Source organism: Corynebacterium sp. HMSC077G07, assembly GCF_001809225.1.
GTDB classification, from domain to species: Bacteria; Actinomycetota; Actinomycetes; order Mycobacteriales; family Mycobacteriaceae; genus Corynebacterium; species Corynebacterium jeikeium_D.
Genome location: NZ_KV796550.1, coordinates 211,694 through 231,062, shown reverse-complemented (window position 1 = coordinate 231,062; position 19,369 = coordinate 211,694). Strand labels below are relative to the sequence as shown.

General features: G+C 59.2%; 16 protein-coding genes. 9 read left to right on the top strand and 7 right to left on the bottom strand.

What is annotated here, in order from left to right; translation table 11 throughout:
• Positions 1-209: 209 nt before the first annotated feature.
• Positions 210-1,109 (bottom strand): polyphosphate kinase 2, encoded by a 900-nt coding sequence (gene ppk2, locus HMPREF2562_RS10660; protein ID WP_005510168.1) that lies wholly within the window; start codon positions 1,107-1,109, stop codon positions 210-212.
• Positions 1,110-1,263: 154 nt separating this feature from the next.
• Between ppk2 and HMPREF2562_RS10655 the strand changes: the two genes are divergently transcribed.
• A complete protein-coding gene (locus tag HMPREF2562_RS10655) occupies positions 1,264-1,740 on the top strand; it encodes a DIP1984 family protein (protein WP_049190643.1) in 477 nt (158 codons plus the stop codon).
• A 345-nt stretch (positions 1,741-2,085) separates the two neighbouring features.
• Here the strand turns inward: HMPREF2562_RS10655 and groL are convergent, their stop codons facing one another.
• Entirely contained in the window at positions 2,086-3,711 is a 1,626-nt protein-coding gene (gene groL, locus HMPREF2562_RS10650) for a chaperonin GroEL (RefSeq protein WP_016421501.1), read from the bottom strand.
• Between the two features lie 327 nt (positions 3,712-4,038).
• On the opposite strand from groL, the gene HMPREF2562_RS10645 reads away from it, so the two are divergent.
• Together HMPREF2562_RS10645 and HMPREF2562_RS10640 are read left to right on the top strand one after the other, a co-directional pair.
• Positions 4,039-5,424, top strand: a complete 1,386-nt coding sequence (locus tag HMPREF2562_RS10645; protein ID WP_070429048.1) for a dipeptidase — start codon at positions 4,039-4,041, stop codon at positions 5,422-5,424.
• Positions 5,425-5,663: 239 nt separating this feature from the next.
• The gene (locus tag HMPREF2562_RS10640) at positions 5,664-6,218 is read left to right on the top strand and encodes a 2-isopropylmalate synthase (RefSeq protein ID WP_048731724.1); all 555 of its coding nucleotides are present in this window, start codon (positions 5,664-5,666) and stop codon (positions 6,216-6,218) included.
• 151 nt (positions 6,219-6,369) lie between these two features.
• Here the strand turns inward: HMPREF2562_RS10640 and HMPREF2562_RS10635 are convergent, their stop codons facing one another.
• The 3 genes from HMPREF2562_RS10635 to HMPREF2562_RS10625 form a co-directional block, all read right to left on the bottom strand.
• Positions 6,370-7,581 (bottom strand): IS110 family RNA-guided transposase, encoded by a 1,212-nt coding sequence (locus tag HMPREF2562_RS10635; protein WP_011273191.1) that lies wholly within the window; start codon positions 7,579-7,581, stop codon positions 6,370-6,372.
• A gap of 293 nt (positions 7,582-7,874) precedes the next feature.
• Positions 7,875-9,641 carry a metal ABC transporter solute-binding protein, Zn/Mn family gene (locus HMPREF2562_RS10630; protein WP_222865187.1) on the bottom strand — a complete coding sequence of 589 codons (1,767 nt, stop codon included), beginning with the start codon at positions 9,639-9,641 and terminating at the stop codon, positions 7,875-7,877.
• Positions 9,638-10,447, bottom strand: a complete 810-nt coding sequence (locus HMPREF2562_RS10625) for a metal ABC transporter ATP-binding protein (RefSeq protein WP_035006260.1) — start codon at positions 10,445-10,447, stop codon at positions 9,638-9,640. Before HMPREF2562_RS10625 ends, HMPREF2562_RS10630 begins: the two co-directional genes overlap by 4 nt.
• A 283-nt stretch (positions 10,448-10,730) precedes the next feature.
• On the opposite strand from HMPREF2562_RS10625, the gene HMPREF2562_RS10620 reads away from it, so the two are divergent.
• From HMPREF2562_RS10620 to HMPREF2562_RS10595, 6 genes are read left to right on the top strand one after another with little or no spacing between them, the layout of a single operon-like run.
• Positions 10,731-13,868 carry a Na+/H+ antiporter subunit A gene (locus tag HMPREF2562_RS10620; RefSeq protein WP_083276335.1) on the top strand — a complete coding sequence of 1,046 codons (3,138 nt, stop codon included), beginning with the start codon at positions 10,731-10,733 and terminating at the stop codon, positions 13,866-13,868.
• Complete coding sequence (locus HMPREF2562_RS10615; protein WP_048760372.1) at positions 13,865-14,380, top strand: Na(+)/H(+) antiporter subunit C; 516 nt, start codon at positions 13,865-13,867, stop codon at positions 14,378-14,380. The genes HMPREF2562_RS10620 and HMPREF2562_RS10615 overlap by 4 nt, the downstream gene beginning before the upstream one ends.
• Positions 14,370-16,073: a Na+/H+ antiporter subunit D gene (locus HMPREF2562_RS10610; protein ID WP_049193797.1), complete on the top strand. Its 1,704-nt coding sequence runs from the start codon at positions 14,370-14,372 to the stop codon at positions 16,071-16,073. Before HMPREF2562_RS10615 ends, HMPREF2562_RS10610 begins: the two co-directional genes overlap by 11 nt.
• A complete protein-coding gene (locus HMPREF2562_RS10605) occupies positions 16,073-16,678 on the top strand; it encodes a Na+/H+ antiporter subunit E (RefSeq protein ID WP_070429375.1) in 606 nt (201 codons plus the stop codon). Before HMPREF2562_RS10610 ends, HMPREF2562_RS10605 begins: the two co-directional genes overlap by 1 nt.
• The gene (locus tag HMPREF2562_RS10600) at positions 16,675-17,085 is read left to right on the top strand and encodes a monovalent cation/H+ antiporter complex subunit F (protein WP_069358944.1); all 411 of its coding nucleotides are present in this window, start codon (positions 16,675-16,677) and stop codon (positions 17,083-17,085) included. The genes HMPREF2562_RS10605 and HMPREF2562_RS10600 overlap by 4 nt, the downstream gene beginning before the upstream one ends.
• Entirely contained in the window at positions 17,082-17,432 is a 351-nt protein-coding gene (locus HMPREF2562_RS10595) for a monovalent cation/H(+) antiporter subunit G (protein ID WP_069358945.1), read from the top strand. The genes HMPREF2562_RS10600 and HMPREF2562_RS10595 overlap by 4 nt, the downstream gene beginning before the upstream one ends.
• Before the next feature lie 122 nt (positions 17,433-17,554).
• Here the strand turns inward: HMPREF2562_RS10595 and HMPREF2562_RS10590 are convergent, their stop codons facing one another.
• On the bottom strand, positions 17,555-18,778 hold the full coding sequence (locus HMPREF2562_RS10590) for a glutamate--cysteine ligase (RefSeq protein WP_069358946.1): 1,224 nt from the start codon (positions 18,776-18,778) through the stop codon (positions 17,555-17,557).
• 17 nt (positions 18,779-18,795) lie between these two features.
• On the bottom strand, positions 18,796-19,353 hold the full coding sequence (locus tag HMPREF2562_RS10585; RefSeq protein WP_070549995.1) for a hypothetical protein: 558 nt from the start codon (positions 19,351-19,353) through the stop codon (positions 18,796-18,798).
• Positions 19,354-19,369: the final 16 nt, after the last annotated feature.

Genomic DNA, 19,369 nt, shown 5'->3' with positions numbered 1-19,369 from the left:
CCATGATGCAATGACCGCCTGACCCTACCGGCCAATTTTCTGGCCGTTTTTGACATAAACTCAGTCACTAACTTGCACTGGCCCGCCGTCGTCAGCCGTAAGGGCATCGCCCCGCCGCCGCCAGCCATAAGAAAACGCCCGCCGAGTGCCTGAGCACTCCTACGGGCGTTTCTTCTAGACAAGAACTTTGTCAGTCACGGACCACCGAGCTAGTCACCAATCTGGTCACGGCCACGCTTAACAATCTTCGGATCCGGAGTACCGACCAGCTCGTGGTCCTTCTCCGTGTACTCAAACTTGCTCAGCACATAACGCATCGCGTTGATGCGGGCACGCTTCTTGTCGTTGGACTTAATGGTAATCCACGGGGACTCATCGGTATCCGTGTAACGGAACTGCTCTTCCTTCGCGCGGGTGTAGTCACCCCAACGGTCCAGCGATGCGAGGTCCATCGGAGAGAGCTTCCACTGACGTACCGGGTCGACCTGGCGAATAGCGAAGCGAGTGCGCTGCTCCTTCTGGGTCACCGAGAACCACAGCTTGGTCAGCGAAATACCGGAGCCCAGAATCATGTTCTCCAGCATCGGAACCTCACGCAGGAACTCTGCATGCTGAGACTCAGTACAGAAACCCATCACGCGCTCAACGCCCGAACGGTTGTACCAAGAACGGTCGAAGAAGACGATTTCGCCAGCGCACGGAAAATGCTCAATATAGCGCTGGAAGTACCACGAGGTGGACTCACGCGGCGACGGCTTTTCCAGAGCCACAGTTCGAGCACCACGCGGATTCAGGTGCTCGTTAAAGCGCTTAATGGTACCGCCCTTACCAGCGGCGTCACGGCCTTCGAAGAGGATGATGTGCTTCTGACCAGTTTCCTTGGTCCAGTTCTGCCACTTCAGAAGCTCAATCTGCAGCTTCCTCTTAATAGACTCGTATTCCTTGCGCGTCATGCGCTCCTCGTACGGGTAGCCATCGCGCCAGGTATCAACCCGCTCACCGTCTGGAGTGACCAGTACCGGATCGTCCTCATCAGAATCATCGACGACGTAACCTTCGGTCTTCGCCAAATCGACGATGTGGAATTCCTCTTCATTCTTGTCAGCCATACCCCTTATCCTACTGAATTTCTCTACCACACGTCCCCCATGCGGGTGCCCTTACCTGCAATTTCCCAGCAGTTAACGTTCCGTCTTACCGAAATTGAGGGGGTGGGACTGCACGCAGCGACCGTCGATAAGCACTGCGCGTACAATAAATGCCATGTTGTTATCCGAGGCTCTTGCCGCACGATCCGAAGTTTCCGACCGGCTGGCTGAGATTAATCGCCGTCTCGCGCTGGTGGCGCAGGTGCAGGAAGGCGATACGCCTGATGAAGATCCGCAAGCGCTTATTGCCGAAGCCGAGCGTCTGATGGCGCGCTTCGAATGGCTGGTGCGCTCGATTAACGCAACGAATTCCGCTACTGCCTTCGAGGACGGAACGCTTAGCGACGCACTTGCGAAGCGCGACCACCTGCTAACACGGCGGCGGTTCTACACCTCCGCAGCCGATCAGGGCTCGGGTCGGCGGGATCGATACTCAGCTTCGGAGATTCGCTATGTCGCCACTGTGGATATCCGGTCGCTGCGCCAGAAAGCCGACAAGGCGGCGAAGGAATACCGGGACTTGGATACCCGTATTCAGCAGGCGAACTGGTCAACCGAGCTTATCGAGGCCGCGAATAAGCCGGCCGAATAGCAAAGTGGCAGGGTTCGGTAGCGAGACCAGAAGAATTTCACACTTTGATAAGTCGGTAGTTGCATCCAGATTGTCGGCGAGCGCGACGGCCTGTCCCTGGCCTTAAAGGGACTCCAAGGATCTCACCTCTGTACTGAGGCAGCAGGATTAATAACAGACAGTCCTCGGCATTGCGTACATGGGTACAGATCATCGGTTATTTTTCACTACCAAGCGCTGAGGCATCTGATGCGACGAGGGTGGGTTCGGGGACTTAAACTTTCTCAAGTTACAGAGCAAAATCGCCGCTGAGGGACACCCCTCAGCGGCGATTTTTAAGGCTAACTCAAGCAGTTGGGACCTCTTTTAGAAGCCCATGCCGCCCATCTCGTCGCCACCCGGCATTGCCGGCATAGCCGGTTCCGGCTTGTCAGCGACAACAGCCTCGGTGGTCAGGAACAGAGCCGCAATGGAAGCAGCGTTCTGCAGTGCGGAGCGGGTAACCTTCACCGGATCGTTGATGCCAGCTTCCATCAGGTCGATGTACTCGCCGGTAGCAGCGTTCAGACCCTCGCCCTGCGGCAGGGAAGCAACCTTCTCGGTGACGACGCCGGCCTCAAGGCCAGCGTTCAGAGCAATCTGGCGCAGCGGAGCTGCGAGAGCCGCACGCACGATGCGGACACCGGTTGCCTCGTCGCCGGTCAGACCCAGCTCGTCGTCAAGCACGTGCGAAACCTGCAGCAGTGCGGAACCGCCACCAGCGACGATGCCCTCCTCCACAGCAGCCTTTGCGTTGCGGACGGCATCCTCGATGCGGTGCTTGCGCTCCTTGAGCTCGACCTCAGTTGCGGCGCCAGCCTTGATAACTGCAACACCGCCGGCGAGCTTAGCCAGACGCTCCTGCAGCTTCTCCTTGTCGTAGTCGGAGTCGGAGTTCTCGATCTCAGCGCGGATCTGGTTGACACGGCCCTCGATAGCGGACTGCTCGCCAGCGCCCTCGACGATGGTGGTCTCGTCCTTGGTGACGACGACCTTGCGAGCGCGACCCAGCAGCGGCAGGTCAGCGGTCTCGAGCGACAGTCCGACCTCCTCAGAGATGACCTGGCCATCGGTCAGGATAGCCATGTCCTGCAGCATTGCCTTACGGCGGTCGCCGAAGCCCGGAGCCTTCACAGCGACAGACTTGAAGGTGCCGCGGATCTTGTTGACGACCAGGGTGGACAGAGCCTCACCCTCGACGTCCTCAGCAATAATCAGCAGCGGCTTGCCGGACTGCATGACCTTCTCCAGCAGCGGCAGCAGGTCCTTGATGTTGGAGATCTTGCCGGAAACCAGGAGGATGTACGGATCCTCCAGAACGGCCTCCTGGCGCTCCATGTCGGTGGCGAAGTAACCGGAGATGTAGCCCTTGTCGAAGCGCATACCCTCGGTCAGCTCCAGGTCGAGACCAAAGGTGTTGGCCTCTTCCACGGTAATGACGCCTTCCTTGCCGACCTTGTCCATAGCGGTGGCAATCAGCTCACCGATAGCCGGGTCAGCAGCGGAGATACCAGCGGTAGCAGCAATCTGCTCCTTGGTCTCGATGTCCTTAGCGGACTCCAGCAGCTTCTCGGTAACAGCCGCGACAGCCTTCTCGATGCCGCGCTTGATGCCCATCGGGTTGGAGCCAGCAGCAACGTTGCGCAGACCCTCGGAAACCAGAGCCTGAGCCAGAACGGTAGCGGTAGTAGTACCGTCACCAGCGACGTCGTCGGTCTTCTTGGCAACTTCCTTGACCAGCTCAGCGCCGATCTTCTCGTAAGGATCCTCAAGTTCGATTTCACGTGCAATGGAGACACCGTCATTGGTGATTAGCGGTGCGCCCCACTTGCGCTCGAGGACTACGTTGCGACCCTTCGGGCCCAGCGTAACCTTGACAGCGTCTGCCAGGGTATTCAGACCCGTTTCGAGACCGCGGCGGGCCTCCTCGTCAAATGCAATCATCTTAGCCATGAGGTTTGAAGAATCCTCCGTCTATTTATGTGGCACTTACATTGGAAGTTGACCCAGGCGCCCGCGACGGCATGTGATTCGAGGGAAGCGCCGCCCTCTCCATCACCGGAGTCAACACTGTACTTTTTAACGACTTTTCAACACTTGTTTCAGCACACGCATACACAAGGTGTGAAGTTGTTTTTATTAGCACTCAATTAGAGCAAGTGCTAATTCACTTTTCTAGCACTCAACCCCATCGAGTGCAAGGTTAAGCATTGTCACTCCTGGCGTCACTCCTTATGCCACTTCCAACGCCATCATGGTTGTGCGCCTACACTGTCGCACATGAGCATTATTAATAAGGAACTCACGGAGACCCTGCGAGACCACATCTCCAGCCAACGCGAGACCATCCGCACCCAGCTGACCGAGCTGGTGGCCTTCCCCTCCGTACACGGCACCGAAGAAACCAAGCAGGCCTGCATTGACGCAGTTAAGGCGGTTACCGACATGTACGCAGAGCTGGGCATCGAACTGGAGGCGCACCACACCGTCGACGGCTCGATTGCACTGTCGGGTTTCGTCCCCGGGTCGTCGGAAAGCGCGAAGACCGTACTGCTCTACTCCCATTACGACGTCCAGCCGGCGGGCGACGAATCCGCTTGGACCGCGGATCCGTGGACGCTCGATGAGCGCGACGGTCGCTGGTACGGACGCGGTACTGCCGACTGCAAGGGCAACGTGGTCATGCACCTAGCTGCGCTGCGCGCGCTGCGTGACGACGCGCTTGCGGGCCGCGTCGACATGCCAAACATCAAGCTCATCGTGGAAGGCTCCGAGGAGCGCGGATCGGCGGGCCTGAACAACCTCATCGCCACGCAGCCGGAGCTTTTCGACGCCGACGTCATCCTCATTGCGGATGTCGGCAATGCCGAGGTTGGCCAGCCGACACTCGTGACCACCCTGCGCGGCACCGCCGATGTGGAAGTTCGCGTCGATGCGCTGGAGCAGCCGGTGCACTCGGGCATGTTCGGCGGCGCAGCTCCGGATGCACTGGCGGCGTTGATTCGTATGCTCGACAGCCTGCGCGATGAAAATGGCTTTACCTCTATTGACGGCCTGGACTGCTCGCAGCGCTGGGAGGGGCTGGACTACGCGCCAGAGACTTTCCGCGCCGACGCAGGTGTACTCGACGGCGTGGACCTAATTAGCAACGAGGACGCTTCCGTCTCTGACCTGACCTGGGCTCGCCCGTCTGTGATTGTGACCGGAATCGACTGCCCACCAGCGACCAATGCTGTCAACGCAATTTCATCGACTGCTATGGCGCACATCAACTTCCGCATCCCAAGCGGCGTCGACCCGGCCGAAGCACAGGAGGCACTGGAGAATCACCTGCGCGCGCATGCTCCGTGGGGCGTGAAGGTGACGGTCGAGCGCGACGAGCTAGCGAACCCATTCCGGGCCAATGTTGAGGGCAAGGTTGTGCAGCTGGTTGCCGACAGCCTGTCGGCCGCCTACGGCAAGGAGACGGCAAGCATGGGCGAGGGAGCCTCGATTCCGCTGTGCGCCACTTTGCTGGAGGCCGTACCAGGTGCTGACATCGCACTCTACGGTGTGGAAGAGCCACAGGCCCGCATTCACTCGGCTGATGAATCGGTCGACCCGAACGAGATTCGCGACATCGCTATTGGCGAGGCGGTTTTCCTGGCCTCTGTCAACGGAATTTAACGGGGACAGCAAAGAATCCACCAAAGATATTGATTGAATGACTTGTGTCACATCTTTTACCTGTAGTAAGGTTCCACCCATGCAGCAGAACATTCTTATTCGAGTAGCGAAGGCTACGAACCCCGGTGGAGGCCGACAGGACTGACCCCTCCACACGGGGTCTCTGGCCGCAACTTCTCAAAGCACTTGGTTGGTCCGCCACTCACAGCAAAAGCAACTAAGCAAAGGACCAGAAAAGAATGTTTCCCACTCGCACCCAGAAGAACATGTCCACTTCGACGACGTTCACGGGCAAGCGCCCTTCGTTGGAGCACCAGGACGACGGCAATGTGCGAACTTATTCCGACGATCCATTTAGGGCTCGATTCGGACATCGCCTGCCTCGAGGCTTAAGGCAAGAAGCTCGTGGCATGAACTGGCAGAAGTTCAAGGACACCTACTCCCCCACGAGCGGCCCGGTTCAGATCAAGAATTTCGAGGCAACCCGCGGCACCCTGGGGCGCTGGAATTTCAACGCTGACTTAACACTGACCGACAAGGACGACCACACCCACACCTTCACCCAGGAGATTACCGCTATGGGGCCGGTGTCGGCTTGCACTAATCTGCTGGCTGATGCAGGTTACCGCGTGGAAATCGTGGAATTCCACCAGTTCGAAATCTTCGAAGCTACCGCTACCTTTGTCTATGCAGGCCACAACAATGACCATGTGTGGACCATGGGCTTCGGCCAGACTCCGGAGGCTTCCGTGCTCTCCGCTTTGGTCTGCGCTGCTAACCGCCTGCATGGGTAGGACGCGGATGCTGCTCGTTTAGTAAACGGGGGGTGTCCCTATGTTTTTGTCAAGTGCCAGACCGATGTTGACGAGCACAGTCTTGGGAGTAGTTTCTTAGGCGTGCCTAGGAGCCGGCCAGCGTGTGCTGGTCGGCTTCGTCTTTGGGGCTTTATGCGGCGACGGGGCGTGGCGGGATTTCGCGGAAGAACTCCTTGTTTTTCAGCATCGCGTAGATGACATTGCATCGGCGTCGTGCCAGGCAGATGACTGCTGCGTTGTGGCGTTTTCCTTCAGCGCGTTTGCGTTCGTAATACCGCCGTGACGGTTCGTGGCTGCGGATAACTGCGAATGCGGAGTAGAACAAGGCGTTTTTCAGTCGTTTATTGCCTGACCGTGCCGGGAATTCACCTCTGATCGACGAACCGGATCGTCTAGTCACGGGTGCTATTCCAGCATAAGCAGCTAAGTGGCCAGCACTAGCGAAGTCGGAGCCATCACCGATCGCAAGAAGGATCTGCGCTGCGGTCTTGATGCCGACTCCGGGCATACTCATCAAGACCTCACAAAGAGGGAAATCAGCGAGCATCTCTTCAACCTGCTCAGCAATGGTGTTTCGTTGCTCTTTGAGGGCCTGGATGTTTGCAGCCAGTTGAGGAATTACTAACTCGGCGGCATCGCTTCCAGGCACGGTGACTGTTTGAGCTTTCAGCGCTGTAAAAATGTCGTCTACCAGCGGGGTGGGGTCTTTACGTGTGCGCTTGATCATCCAGTTCAACACTCGTTGGTATCCGGCTCTTTTTAGCCCCTGCGGTCCCTTGTAATGGATCAATAATTCCAGGATCGGCGTGCGAGTCAGGGTGCTACCAGCAAAAACTCGTTCCAGGCTGGGGTAGATCTGGGTGAGGACACTGCGAAGCCGATTGACAGTGCGAGTGCAATCGCGGGCGATGTCATCATCGAAGCCGGACAGCATCTTTAGGGCGGAGAGTACCTCATCATTGCGGTCGACGGCACGTAGCGTGTGGGGCATTGTGCGGGCGGTGTCGGCGATGATGAATGCGTCGCGTTTGTCTGTTTTTGCACGTCCCGGATAGAGATCTGCAGCTTTGCGCATCGCAAGACCTGGCAGGTATCCGACTTCGCAACCGCAGTCCCGGGCTACAGCAATCGGTAGTGCGCCGATGGTGTTGGGTTGGTCGACGATCACGAGCACGGTGCCAAGCTTCTGAAGCTGGTGAAAAACGCCTGCTAGTTCGGATTCGAGTTGAGGCAACGGTTTGTCGAAGACCTTGTTGCCATCACGGTCTAAGGCGCAGGCGTGGTGTTCAGATTTGCCGACGTCTAACCCAAGGAATATGTCGATGGAATGCTCCGGAGACATGATGAGCTCCTAGAAAACGAGATGGGTATGGCGTTGTTCCAGTCGCTGGTGTCATGACCTTCGTTGCAAGCACCCACGTTACAAAGAGACCTAGTTTAAAACTGGCCGTGTCCCTATCAGCTGTCATCGAAGTCCTGGCACCCGGCGGCAACACCCCCCCCCGGATTATGGAAACTACAGGGCAGGTAAGCCATACCGGGACCAGCGACTATCCCCATTATCGGGGACACTCACAAGGTAACGGGAATGCGACCGGGGAAGCCCAACGCATGTGGGCCTCGAGCATTCGCGTTTTAGCGCTTCAGCCCCGCGATCATGGTCTTCAAGTTGCTGCGCAGGAAATCCTCGTAGGTTCCCGCGACCGTGCCCGGCTTGCCGAGCTCATCGGAGTGCAGTGGCTCGTCGAAGATCGGAATCCCGGCCTCCTTCGAGACGGTCTTCATGGGGCGCGTATCCACGTTCGACTCCACGAACAGGTGCTTCGGGCGCTTGTCCTTCAGCTGGCGCACGAGGTGTCCGATCTGCGCGGGGGAGCCGTTTTCATCCGTGTCGATCTGCCAGATATACAGCTGCTCCATGCCGTAGGTGTCGACCATGTATTGGAAGGCATGTTCACTGGCCACGAGCACACGATCCTCCTTCGGCAGCGCACCGATCTGCTCGCGGTAGTCGGCGTCGATGCTCTCCAGCATGGCCTTGTACTCCGCCCCCTTCTCCTCGATGTGCTCGGCACGCTCGGGCAGGGCCTCGGCCAGCGCCGCGGTCACGTTCTCGGCCATCGCGATGCCGACGGTCGGGTCCAGGAAGGCGTGCGGGTTGATCTCCTGATTGCCCTTTTCGTCCTTGAGGTACTTCGGTTCCACGCCCTTGGTGGCCTCGACCATCTGGGAATCGTCCAGGCCCGCGGTGTTTTTCAGTTTCGCGAGCCAGCCGTGCTCACCGCCCTCGAGGTTCAGCCCGTTGTAGAACAGCAGGTCGGCGTCGCTCGTCGCATCCAGGTCCGCGGGCAGGGGGTCGTAGTCGTGCGGGTCCGTGCCGGTCGGCACGAGGTTATGGACGTCCACCGCCTCGCCGCCGATCTCCTCCACCAGGTCCGCCAGCAGCGTGAAGGTGGTGACGACGTTCAGCTGCTCACCGTCTGCCTTCTCCTCCGTCGAGAAGGTCACGGCCCCGAACACGAGGGCACCGCCCACCAGGAGGGCCAACAGCGCGGCCAGTGGCTTATTGCCCAGCGAGCGAGCAATCAGTCCCTTGCCTGGCGCGAAGAGGAAAGCCAGCAGGAACAGCGCGCTGGCGGTCAGCACGATCGTCACGCCGGAGGACACGTTGTAGCTATAGCTCAGGAACAGCCCCACTACGGAGCTGAGCGCCGAGATCGCCACTGAAAGCCCGATCATCACTCCCAGCCGGTTCGTCAGCAGGTACGCCGCCGACGCCGGAGTGATCAGCAGGGAGACCACCAGGATCACGCCCACCGTCTGCAGGGAAATGACCGTCACCAGCGTGAGCACCACCATCAGCCCGTAGTGGATTGCCCGCACGGGCACGCCAGCCGACTGCGCCATGACGGGGTCGAAGGTGCTGAGCTTGAGCTCCTTGTAAAAGACCAGCGTGAGAATCAGCACGGCAGCGGCAATACCGATCGAGAGGTTGCGGTCGGCGTCCTGAACGGTCAGGACGTTGCCGAAGAGGATCTCCGTCAGATCCGTCGCCGTCTGCGCTTTCGCCATGAGCAGCACGCCGATCGCGAAGAAGGTGGAAAAGACGATGCCGATCGCCGAATCGTTCTTCACAGTGGAGCGTTCGCTGATCAGCCCGATCGCCAGTGTGGCGAGTAGACCCGCGACCACCGCCCCGAGGAAGAGGTTCGTGCCGAGCAGGTAGGAGGCCGCGACCCCCGGTAGTACGGCGTGCGAGATGGCGTCGCCGATCAGGGCCATGCCGCGCAGCACGATGAAGCTGCCGACGATGCCGCAGGCCACGCCCACGATCACCGAGGTGATCAGCGCTTTTTGCAGGTAGCCGTGGCTGAGTAGTGAGTCGAGGAACTCCGCGATCATGCTGTCTCCTCCTGGAGGGCTGCCTGCCGTGGCGTGGGGTGGGCTGGTGCTGACGGCTCGCGGATGACGAGCGCGCCGAAGGCCTTCTGCAGCACGTCGGGGACGAAGACCTCCTCGGTGGGACCCGCCGCGACGAGCTCGCCGTTGAGGACGATGAGGTCGTTGTAGTAGCCGCGCACCGTGTTCATGTCGTGGTGCACGACGACGACGTGCTTGCCCGCGTCCGCCATCTGCCGCAGCAGGGTCACGATCGTCTTCTCGCTGGGGACGTCGATGCCGACGAAGGGCTCGTCCAGGAAGATGTACTCCGCGTCCTGGACGATGGCGCGGGCAAAGAGGACGCGCTGGAACTGTCCGCCCGAGAGTTCGCTGATGTGGCGGTGGCGAAAGTCCCACATGTCGACGTCCTTGAGAGCCTGGGTGGCTGCTTCGCGTTCGGCCTTGCCGGGGCGGTGGAAAAGACCCAGGCGCGGGTAAGTGCCCATCAGGACGGTGTCGAAGACGCTGGTGGGGAAGTTGCGGTCGAGGTCAGAGCGCTGCTCGATATAAGCGATTGCGCGGCGCTGCTCGGCGGGGGCCTTGCCGTCGAGGGTGACGGGGTAGCCGGCAGGGGCGCCGGTGGGGCCTGTGCCGTGGACGTTGTGTTTGTCCAGGATCTGGAGCATCGCCTTCATGAGGGTGGATTTGCCTGAGCCGTTGGGGCCGATGATGCCGTGCATGCCGGGGGAGTCGAGGGTGAAGCTGATGTTCCGAATCGCGGTGTTCGCGCCGTAGCTCACGCTCAAGTTCTGGACGCTAATACTCATGGCAGCCAAGAATAGTGGTCAGTTCAATGAATCACCAAGTTCAATGTATTGACCTTTGGGGTGGGGTGGTGTTGGGGGCAGTAATGGCACTGATTTGGGGCTTGAGCAGTCAGCCGCTCAAGCCCCAAAAAATGCCCAACTTCCGCCCCCCCCACAACTCACCCCCAAATTTTCACTTTCCCAGAAACAATTGACCGTTTTCACACACTCGGTTAACACCGCTTCAAATGCTTAAGTCCCTAAAACGGGGTTGCATGAACTGGCGTGTTCCAATCATTATGGAATAGTGACTTCTCTCCTGTGCATCCTGTTCGTTACGGCAGCGCTTGCACCATGGACGATTAAGTGGCTCGGAACCCGCGGGTTCCTCGTACTCAGCCTCCCGCTGGCAGGCGGTGCCATCTACACCGGCACCCATCTCGTTCGCTTAGCTCTAGACAATGGCAACGGGGAAACTTCCGCACTCACGCAACCCGCCGTCACGCATTTTTCGTGGATGCCCATTATCCACTTGGATGTAAACCTGCGATTAGGTCCTATTGAATCGCTCTTCGGCACGCTGGTTTTGACCATCGGCTTTCTCGTACTGGTGTACTGCTCCGGTTACTTCATCAACCCGCCACTCGGCAAACGTCGCCGCGTAGGTTCCTTCGCAGCCCAAATGATCGCCTTCGCTGCGGCGATGTACGGCCTGGTCATCAGCGACAGCATCATGCTGATGTTCGTCTTCTGGGAAATTACCTCGGTTCTGTCCTTCCTCCTGGTGGGCTACTACGCCGAGCGCGCCTCCTCCCGTCGCGCAGCAGGCCAGGCGCTCCTGGTCACGACGCTGGGTGGCCTCATCATGCTGGTCGGTATCGTTCTGATGGGAGTGACCACCGGTTTCTGGAACTTCTCCGAACTCACCGCGCCTGGCGCTCTGACAGCGGCACAGCTGGACTCCACGGCAGTATCCACGGCCGCAATCCTGCTGGTCGTTGGTGCGCTGTCGAAGTCCGCTATCGCGCCCTTCCACTTCTGGCTACCCGGTGCAATGGCCGCCCCTACCCCGGTTTCTTCCTTCCTGCATTCGGCAGCGATGGTCAAAGCCGGTGTGTTCCTGGTTGCCCGGCTCGCGCCGACCTTCAATGACACCAACGCGTGGCAGCCAATCATCATCCCGCTCGGCCTCTTGACCATGATCATGGCCGGCTGGATGGCCCTGCGCCAGAAGGATCTCAAGCTGATTATGGCGTATGGCACTGTCAGCCAGTTGGGATTCATCATCACAGTCGCGTCGATAGGCACGCGTGCGACGATGCTGGCAGCCCTGGCACTGACGCTCGGCCATGCCATGTTCAAGGCCGCGCTGTTTATGGTCGCGGGCACAATTGACAGGCTGACTGGTACGCGCGATATCCGTGAGCTCTCTGGGCTCGGTAGAAAGTCGCCGCAGTTGCTGGTGATTTCGATTCTCGCCGCTGCATCGATGATGGGTGTGCCGCCGTTCTTCGGCTTCGTCGCCAAGGAAGCTGCGCTGGAGGCCACGCTCAATGCTGATCCGCTGCATGGGATGCCGTCGGTGTTTACCACCATTGGCCTCGTCGTGGGTTCGATTCTGACCGTAGCGTACTCGCTGTACCTGCTGCGCGCCGCGTTTGCGACCAAGTCCAGCACCCACGCCAGCGGCGGTGGCACTTCCCCTGCCGTGGCAGAGATGGATTCCCCGACGTGGGATCAGATTGGCCCGGCTTGGCTGTTGGCGCTGGCAGGTTTGGTTTTCGGCCTGGTTCCCCGCGTCCTCGACTCGACTATCTCGCCCTACCTCACCAATGCCTACCCGAATGCGGAAGCAGAATCGCACCTGGCTCTCTGGCACGGTTTCACCCTTCCTCTGGCGCTGACAGCCACAATTCTGATCACAGGTGGCATCATGCACTGGCAGCGCAAACTGGTGCGTCAGCTACAGTTTGAACAGCCGGCTCTCGGTAGTGCCGATGCGCTTTACGACGGCATCCTGGACTTGGCCCGCCGTCTTTCTCTCCGTGCCACTGCTGCGACCCAGCGTGGTTCCCTTCCGTTGAATGAGGCGGTCATTTTGCTGACCCTCATCGTGCTGTCCATCGGTGCCTTGTTGCTCGGTGAGCGTGATGAGCTCCGGATGGAACTGTGGGACTCTGCACCGCAGGGCGCGGTCGCGTTGATTATGATCATCGCGGCTTTGGCCGCCACCCAACAGAAAAACAGGCTCTCCGGTGTCATCCTGGTAGGTGTGACCGGCTACGGCTTGGCCATTATCTTCGCCATGTACGGTGCACCTGATTTGGCTCTGACGCAGCTGCTGGTTGAGACGGTCTCAATGATTGTTTTCGTGTTGGTGCTGCGCACGCTCTCGCCGCGGGCACCGGCATCAAATCCGAGGTGGATACGACACCGTGCATGGCTGGCCATCGCAGTCGGTGTCACTGTCCCAGTGTTGGCCGCCTACGCTATGGGCTCCCGTCGTACTGAGCCAATCTCCGGCGACATTCCGCCGCTGGCTCACGACATTGGGCACGGCCAGAATGCGGTCAACGTACTTCTTGTCGATATCCGCGCCTGGGATACCTTCGGTGAAATCACCGTGCTGGTGATGGTGGCGCTGGGGATTACCTCGCTGGTATTCCGCACGCACACGATGCACATGCGCTCAAAGATTAAGCCACAGCGGAATCGTGCTCGCCGCAACACCCGCTGGTTGAACACCATCGATGAGTCCGGTGAAGCCGAGCGGTTGCGCTACCCAATCATGGTTCTGGTGGCATCGCGCGCGCTCTTCCCCGCCATGATGGTGGTTTCCATCTACCTCTTCTTCGCCGGCCACAACGATGTCGGTGGTGGCTTCGCAGGTGGCCTCGTGGCTGCGCTGGCACTGACCATGCGTTATCTCATCGGTGGGCATCGTGAACTGGCAGCAACTCTGCCAATTCCTACCGAGGTACTTCTCGGCGGCGGTCTGCTGGTGTCGGCTCTTAGCGCCGTATGGCCACTGTTCGTGGGTTGGGCTCCGCTGACTTCCTGGTACGGCTCGCGGGAAATTCCGCTGCTCGGCGACGTCACCGTTGTCTCCCCTATGCTCTTTGACCTGGGTGTGTACATGATTGTCGTTGGCACGATTGTCTACATCCTGCGCAGTTTGGGCGGCGGCATCGATGCTCAGATAAACCTTCGCGCTGAGCGTGATCGTTCACGTCGTGTGAATCGAGCCGCACTCGGCCAGTCCCGCCAGCTGCGTAGCAAGTTGGCGGCGGCTAAGCCCGCAGGTGTTAAGTCCGCAGGCGCTAATCCCGCAAGCGTTAAACCTGCCGGCACTAAACCCGCAGACTCTGCCAACACAGCCACCTCAGAGGCTTCAGAACCGACAGCCCCAGCTAGGACCGAAGGAAAGGACACACACCCGTGATTCTCAATTTTGTTCTGTTAGCAACTGTCGGCACGCTGATTGCTACAGGGGTGTACCTGTTCCTCGATCGTTCGTTGACCAGGATGCTCATGGGACTGTTGCTGATGGGCAACGGTATCAACCTGCTCATCCTGCTTGGCTCTGGTTCGCCGGGACGGCCACCAATTTGGGATAGGGAATCGCTGGTCAGCGATGCTCAGGCAGACTCACTGCCCCAGGCCTTTATCCTCACCGCAATTGTTATTTCCATGGGCATGACCGCATTCCTGTTGGCTCTGCTCTATCGCCAGCACCGCTACCGCATCGGCGATCACGTGCAAGATGACCACGAGGACCGCAGCCTGGCAATGCGTCGGGCCAGCGACCCATCAGCTGCTCCGGACCACGACAAGTCCGACGATCCCACCACCGGTCGTCCCACAGAGGCCGGCGATAGCTTCGGTCCGGCCAGTTTCGAAAAGCCCGTGACCCCGCCATCAAACTCCCCAGGAGGTGACGACGATGACGACTGAGCAAATAATTCTGGCACTAATTCCGCTGCCTATCATCGTCCCCGCCGCCACCGCCGCAATTGCTCTGCTGCTGGCACGTTTTCCCAAAGCACAGCAGGCGATCGCGCTAATCTCGCTCGGCAGCCTGCTGGGAGTCGCCAGCGCCTTGGTGTATCTCATCTACGCGCACGGCGTCCACACGGTCCAGGTGGGCGGCTGGGACGCACCAATCGGCATCACGCTCGTAGCCGACAACCTCGCAGTGTTGATGATCACCGTCTCTCAGCTGGTCCTCTTTGCCGTGATGTGGTTCGGCATCGGCCAGGGTATTAGCGATGGTGACGAAGATGAGCCGATCTCCGTCTTCGTTCCGACGTACATGCTGCTCAACATGGGCGTCTCCATGGCCTTCCTGGCCGGCGATCTGTTCAACATGTACGTCGGCTTCGAGGTTCTGCTCGTAGCCTCCTACGTGTTGCTCACGCTGGGGGCATCGTCGTCACGCATTCGCGCAGGCGTGTCGTATGTGATGGTCAACATGTTGTCCTCGATGGTGTTCCTGCTGGCGATTGGCCTGGTTTATCAAGCGGTCGGCACGGTGAACTTCGCACACATTTCCCTGCGCATGGAGGACATCCCCGATGGCACCCGCACCGCGATCTTCGCAGTGCTGCTCGTCGCCTTCGCAGTGAAGGCGGCGGTGTTCCCGCTGTCGGCGTGGTTGCCAGACTCCTACCCCACCGCACCGTCGATGGTTACCGCGGTCTTCGCGGGGCTGCTGACGAAGGTGGGTGTCTACGCGATCATCCGCACGCGCAGTGTCGTTTTCCCAGACGGCAGGCTTGACGACGTCCTGATGTGGGCTGGCCTAGCGACAATGCTCATGGGCATTCTCGGTGCCATGGCCCAAAATGACATTAAACGTCTCTTGTCTTTTACGCTGGTATCCCACATCGGATACATGATCTTCGGTATTGCCGTCGGCAATACGCTGGGACTCGGCGGCGCGATTTTCTACATCGTCCACCACATTCTGGTGCAGACGGCATTGTTCCTGGTGGTCGGGCTTATCGAGCGCCAGGCGGGCTCGTCCTCCCTGCGCAGCCTCGGTAGCCTGGCCAAGACGTCGCCGCTGCTGGCGTTGCTATACCTCGTGCCCGCGCTCAACCTCGGTGGTATCCCACCGTTCTCAGGCTTCCTGGGCAAGGTCATGCTCATCGAGGCCGGCGCACAGAACGGATCCGCCACCGCATGGATTCTGGTTGCGGGATCTATCATCACCAGCCTGCTGACCCTCTACACCATGATTCTCGTCTGGTCGAAGGCCTTCTGGCGCGACCGTTCCGACGCCCCCGAGGGCGACACCGTACTTGCGCAGCCAGCCGCGCTCCGGGAAAGGACTCAGATGGTTGCTATCGCAGAGCGTGACGACGTCGGCAAGATGCCACTCGGCATGGTGATGCCGACGGCCCTGCTGGTGATTGCCTCTGTGGGGGTTACCGTTCTGGCCGGGCCACTGTCCAATGTGGCTACCGAAGCGGCAAGCAACGTCGCGAATGTTGATGAGTACCGCGCAGCGGTCCTCGGTATCGACTCGGCCGATGACAAGGGCCTGGAGCAGCTGGAAAACCCAGGCCGCACCAAGAGCCCATGGAAGTCGGATTCAGCGACCGAACGTGCCACCAGCACGCTGGAAGGAGCAGGTGAAAGCTGATGAGTAAAGCGCGCGCCAAGGTGGCTGCAAAGCGACCACCACGTATTTCAATCCTGCTCTTCTTATTCACAGTGATTATTTGGGTCATGCTGTGGGGCGAGGTGACATTTGCCAATGTGCTTTCGGGAATCCTGGTAGCCACGTTGCTCAACCTCGCCATGCCTATCCCGCCAAACAGCGCGCTGGACATCAACTTCGGTGGCATGGTGCGACTGTTCGGTTCCTGGACAATCGACTTTGTGAAGGCCTCAATCAGTGTCTCCTGGCTGGCCATCCGACGAGCTGATCCACCACCGACGGCCATCATCAAGGTCCCTATGCGCACCAATGACGATATTTCGCTCACGACTGCAATGGCACTGATTAACTTGCAGCCGGGCGGAATCATCGTGGACATCGACAAGCGGGAAAAGACGCTGACCATGCACATTCTCGACGCGTCGTCGACGAGCAAGGTAGCCGAGCAAATCAACCAGCTGACTCGAATCGAGCGTCGGGTTATTCGGGCGTTTGAAAACCGCGATGTCAACGAGCAACCGACCAAGTCGGTGCCAAGTGACAACCAGGTGAGCAGTGACAAGAGCAGCGAAAGGAGTAGCCGATGAACCCGGAAGTTTTTAACACTCTGCTCGGAGTGGCTGCCGCAGGCTATTTCATTGCGGTGATGATTACCCTCGGGCACATGATTGCCGGTCCAAACTCGCTGGACCGCCTGGTGGCGCTGGAGTCGACGACTGCAATGCTGCAGGGCATGCTCGCTGCGTTCATGGCCTGGAGCTTGGACACTTCGGTGGTCTACCCAATGCTCATCATTGCGCTGCTCGGTTTCCTGTCTTCGCTGGCGGTCGCCAAGTTCCGTGTTCCGGATGACGGAAAGCAGCCCGCAAAGAGCTCCCGGAAGGGTGCGACGAAAGCAACCGGAAAGGTCGCCACAAAGAAAACCGCACAGAAAGCGGCGCCTAAGGCAACACCGACAACGGCTCCGAAAACAGCGAAGGGAGAATCCAAATGATTCTCGTGGCAGACATTATCGCCATCACACTGATTCTCACCGGAATGCTACTGTGCGTTGCAGCGTCCGTGGGATTGATACGCTTCCGCGACACCATCAGTCGGATGCACGCATCCTCCAAGCCACAAACACTGGGGCTAATTTTGACGCTGTCGGGCTCGCTTGTACACGTCGCCACGCACGCGTCAGCTCACACAACTACTAGCAGTGACTTGGCTCTGTTGACCCTGATTATCCTGTTTGCTCTGGGTACATCGCCGATTGTTAGTAACCGCGTTGGCCACGAGGCGTTCAAGGAGAGGCTCGTCGACGAGGACAGCGTGGCCCGCGATGACAGCCGGGAATAACGAGAGGACAATGGCCTTAAGTCACTGACTGGGTTTATGACAAAGTGACTAGGTTTATGCACCTCAAAAGTGCTATAAGCCTAGTCACTATTTTTGTCTAGGCACACACCGCTTAACGACGGCTAGTCGCTCACCTGCTCGTGGAAATCTGCAGGCGCTATCGGATGCCCGGCGCGCAGTTCCTGCACTGCAAGATCCACAGCGGCCCGCCACGGGGTGTGGCCAATGCGCTCTTCGTTCGCTCGTACGTCGTCCTCGGTAGCCATGGAAGGCAGCGCCCCGGCCGCATCCGCCACAGTGCGCTGACGCTCGTATGCCGCGCCCATTTCCACGATGTTGTTGACGAATTCCAGTTCGGCTCGGCAGCCCAGTTCGTCGGCAAGCGGGGCGAGCTGAACCACAAGCTCACGGAGTTCATCGCGAACCCACCGCTCGTCGGTATCGCGATTGACGATGACCAACGCGTCCATCCCGTAGCGAGCGGCGCGCCACTTGTTTTCGGCGATGTGCCAGGACTGCAGTGACGGTAGTTCCTCGCCAGCCTCCCACATGCGGTCGTAGTAAACCGTCAGGCAGTGCGTCAATGCCACGATAGCGGCGAGTTCCTGCAGGTTAGAGGTAGCGTCAGCGACACGAATCTCAATGGTGCCGTACTTTGATGCCGGGCGAATGTCCAAGTGCATCGAGCCGGTGTGATTGATGACGCCGGAGCGGGACTGGTCGTGCATGTAGGACTCCCACTCGGGCCACGTGTAAATCGCCGGCGGCTGACCCGCGGTGGGAAGCTGCTGGTAGAGCAGGCTTCGGTTGGAAGCGTAACCCATGTCCTCGCCGTTCCAGGCCGGTGAGGAGGCAGACAGCGCCAACATGTGCGGCAGCTTCGTTGCCAGAGCCTGAATAATCGGCCAAACGCGTTCGGAGTCTTTAATGCCTACGTGGACGTGGACTCCCCAGATAATCATCTGGTTCCCCCACCACTGAGTGCGGTTGATGATTTCGGAGTAGTGCCCCTTGGCACTGACCTGCTGAGCAGTACCGCGGGCGAACGGATGCGAGCCCGATGACCACACATCCACCCCAACGCGGTCAGCGGCGTCGAGAACCATATCCAGCTGGCTTTGGAGCTCCGCTACGGCATCGGGCACGTTCATGTGCACACCGGTGACGAGCTCTACAGTGTTGGCGAGGAACTCGCGCTGGAGCCCATGTCCGGGATGCTCCGCATCGATGATGTCGAGCACCTCGGCGGCAGCGGGGGCGGTGTCGCGCGTTCGTCGGTCAACGAACGCCACTTCCCATTCCACTCCCAGAGATGGCTGCGCCGATCCGGAAAATTGCTCAGTCATACCGCTATTTTTTCACACTAGGAGTCGTTTTCCTCAGTTGGCTCCGTCCAGGTGACGGTTTTTGCGCAGGAGGCAAGGTCACCGTTGGAATCGACAAGCGCAACTGTGGTGAAACTGTCTTCATCCACCTTGGACGGAACGTTCCAGACATCTGCATTCCGTTTGTCATCGACGTGCACTTCGCCGATGACACCTAACCCCTCAGCTGCGGGACTGCCTATGCCACTGCAGCCAGATGCACCGCGCGCCTGCACTGTGTACTTACCCTTATCCAAGGTAGTGAACTGACCTTTTTCGTCGGAAAGACCCATCCACCCCTTGGCACTCATGACCTGTACAGTTGCCAGCATTTTCATTGATCCGTCGTCGTTTGTGCGGATGAAGTTATAGGCGCTGACTCGCTCGGTCAGCTTCGGTGCAGCCGGATCTACGCTCACTGGCGCAGTGCTTGACGACGCGTCCGCGTTCCCGTCTTTGTCACTGCTGGATTCAACCCCTGAGCAGGAAACCAACAGTGTTGCAGCACAACCCAACGCGGTGGCGACAGCAACGCGACGACGCATTACGGCGAACATAAAAACCTCACAGACC

Excerpts from the sequence above, each read along its gene's own strand:
- ppk2 (WP_005510168.1), bottom strand. The coding sequence starts at position 1,109 with ATGGCTGACAAGAATGAAGAGGAATTCCACATCGTCGATTTGGCGAAG.
- HMPREF2562_RS10655 (WP_049190643.1), top strand. The coding sequence starts at position 1,264 with ATGTTGTTATCCGAGGCTCTTGCCGCACGATCCGAAGTTTCCGACCGG.
- groL (WP_016421501.1), bottom strand. The coding sequence starts at position 3,711 with ATGGCTAAGATGATTGCATTTGACGAGGAGGCCCGCCGCGGTCTCGAA.
- HMPREF2562_RS10645 (WP_070429048.1), top strand. The coding sequence starts at position 4,039 with ATGAGCATTATTAATAAGGAACTCACGGAGACCCTGCGAGACCACATC.
- HMPREF2562_RS10640 (WP_048731724.1), top strand. The coding sequence starts at position 5,664 with ATGTTTCCCACTCGCACCCAGAAGAACATGTCCACTTCGACGACGTTC.
- HMPREF2562_RS10635 (WP_011273191.1), bottom strand. The coding sequence starts at position 7,581 with ATGTCTCCGGAGCATTCCATCGACATATTCCTTGGGTTAGACGTCGGC.
- HMPREF2562_RS10630 (WP_222865187.1), bottom strand. The coding sequence starts at position 9,641 with ATGATCGCGGAGTTCCTCGACTCACTACTCAGCCACGGCTACCTGCAA.
- HMPREF2562_RS10625 (WP_035006260.1), bottom strand. The coding sequence starts at position 10,447 with ATGAGTATTAGCGTCCAGAACTTGAGCGTGAGCTACGGCGCGAACACC.
- HMPREF2562_RS10610 (WP_049193797.1), top strand. The coding sequence starts at position 14,370 with ATGACGACTGAGCAAATAATTCTGGCACTAATTCCGCTGCCTATCATC.
- HMPREF2562_RS10605 (WP_070429375.1), top strand. The coding sequence starts at position 16,073 with ATGAGTAAAGCGCGCGCCAAGGTGGCTGCAAAGCGACCACCACGTATT.
- HMPREF2562_RS10600 (WP_069358944.1), top strand. The coding sequence starts at position 16,675 with ATGAACCCGGAAGTTTTTAACACTCTGCTCGGAGTGGCTGCCGCAGGC.
- HMPREF2562_RS10595 (WP_069358945.1), top strand. The coding sequence starts at position 17,082 with ATGATTCTCGTGGCAGACATTATCGCCATCACACTGATTCTCACCGGA.
- HMPREF2562_RS10590 (WP_069358946.1), bottom strand. The coding sequence starts at position 18,778 with ATGACTGAGCAATTTTCCGGATCGGCGCAGCCATCTCTGGGAGTGGAA.
- HMPREF2562_RS10585 (WP_070549995.1), bottom strand. The coding sequence starts at position 19,353 with ATGTTCGCCGTAATGCGTCGTCGCGTTGCTGTCGCCACCGCGTTGGGT.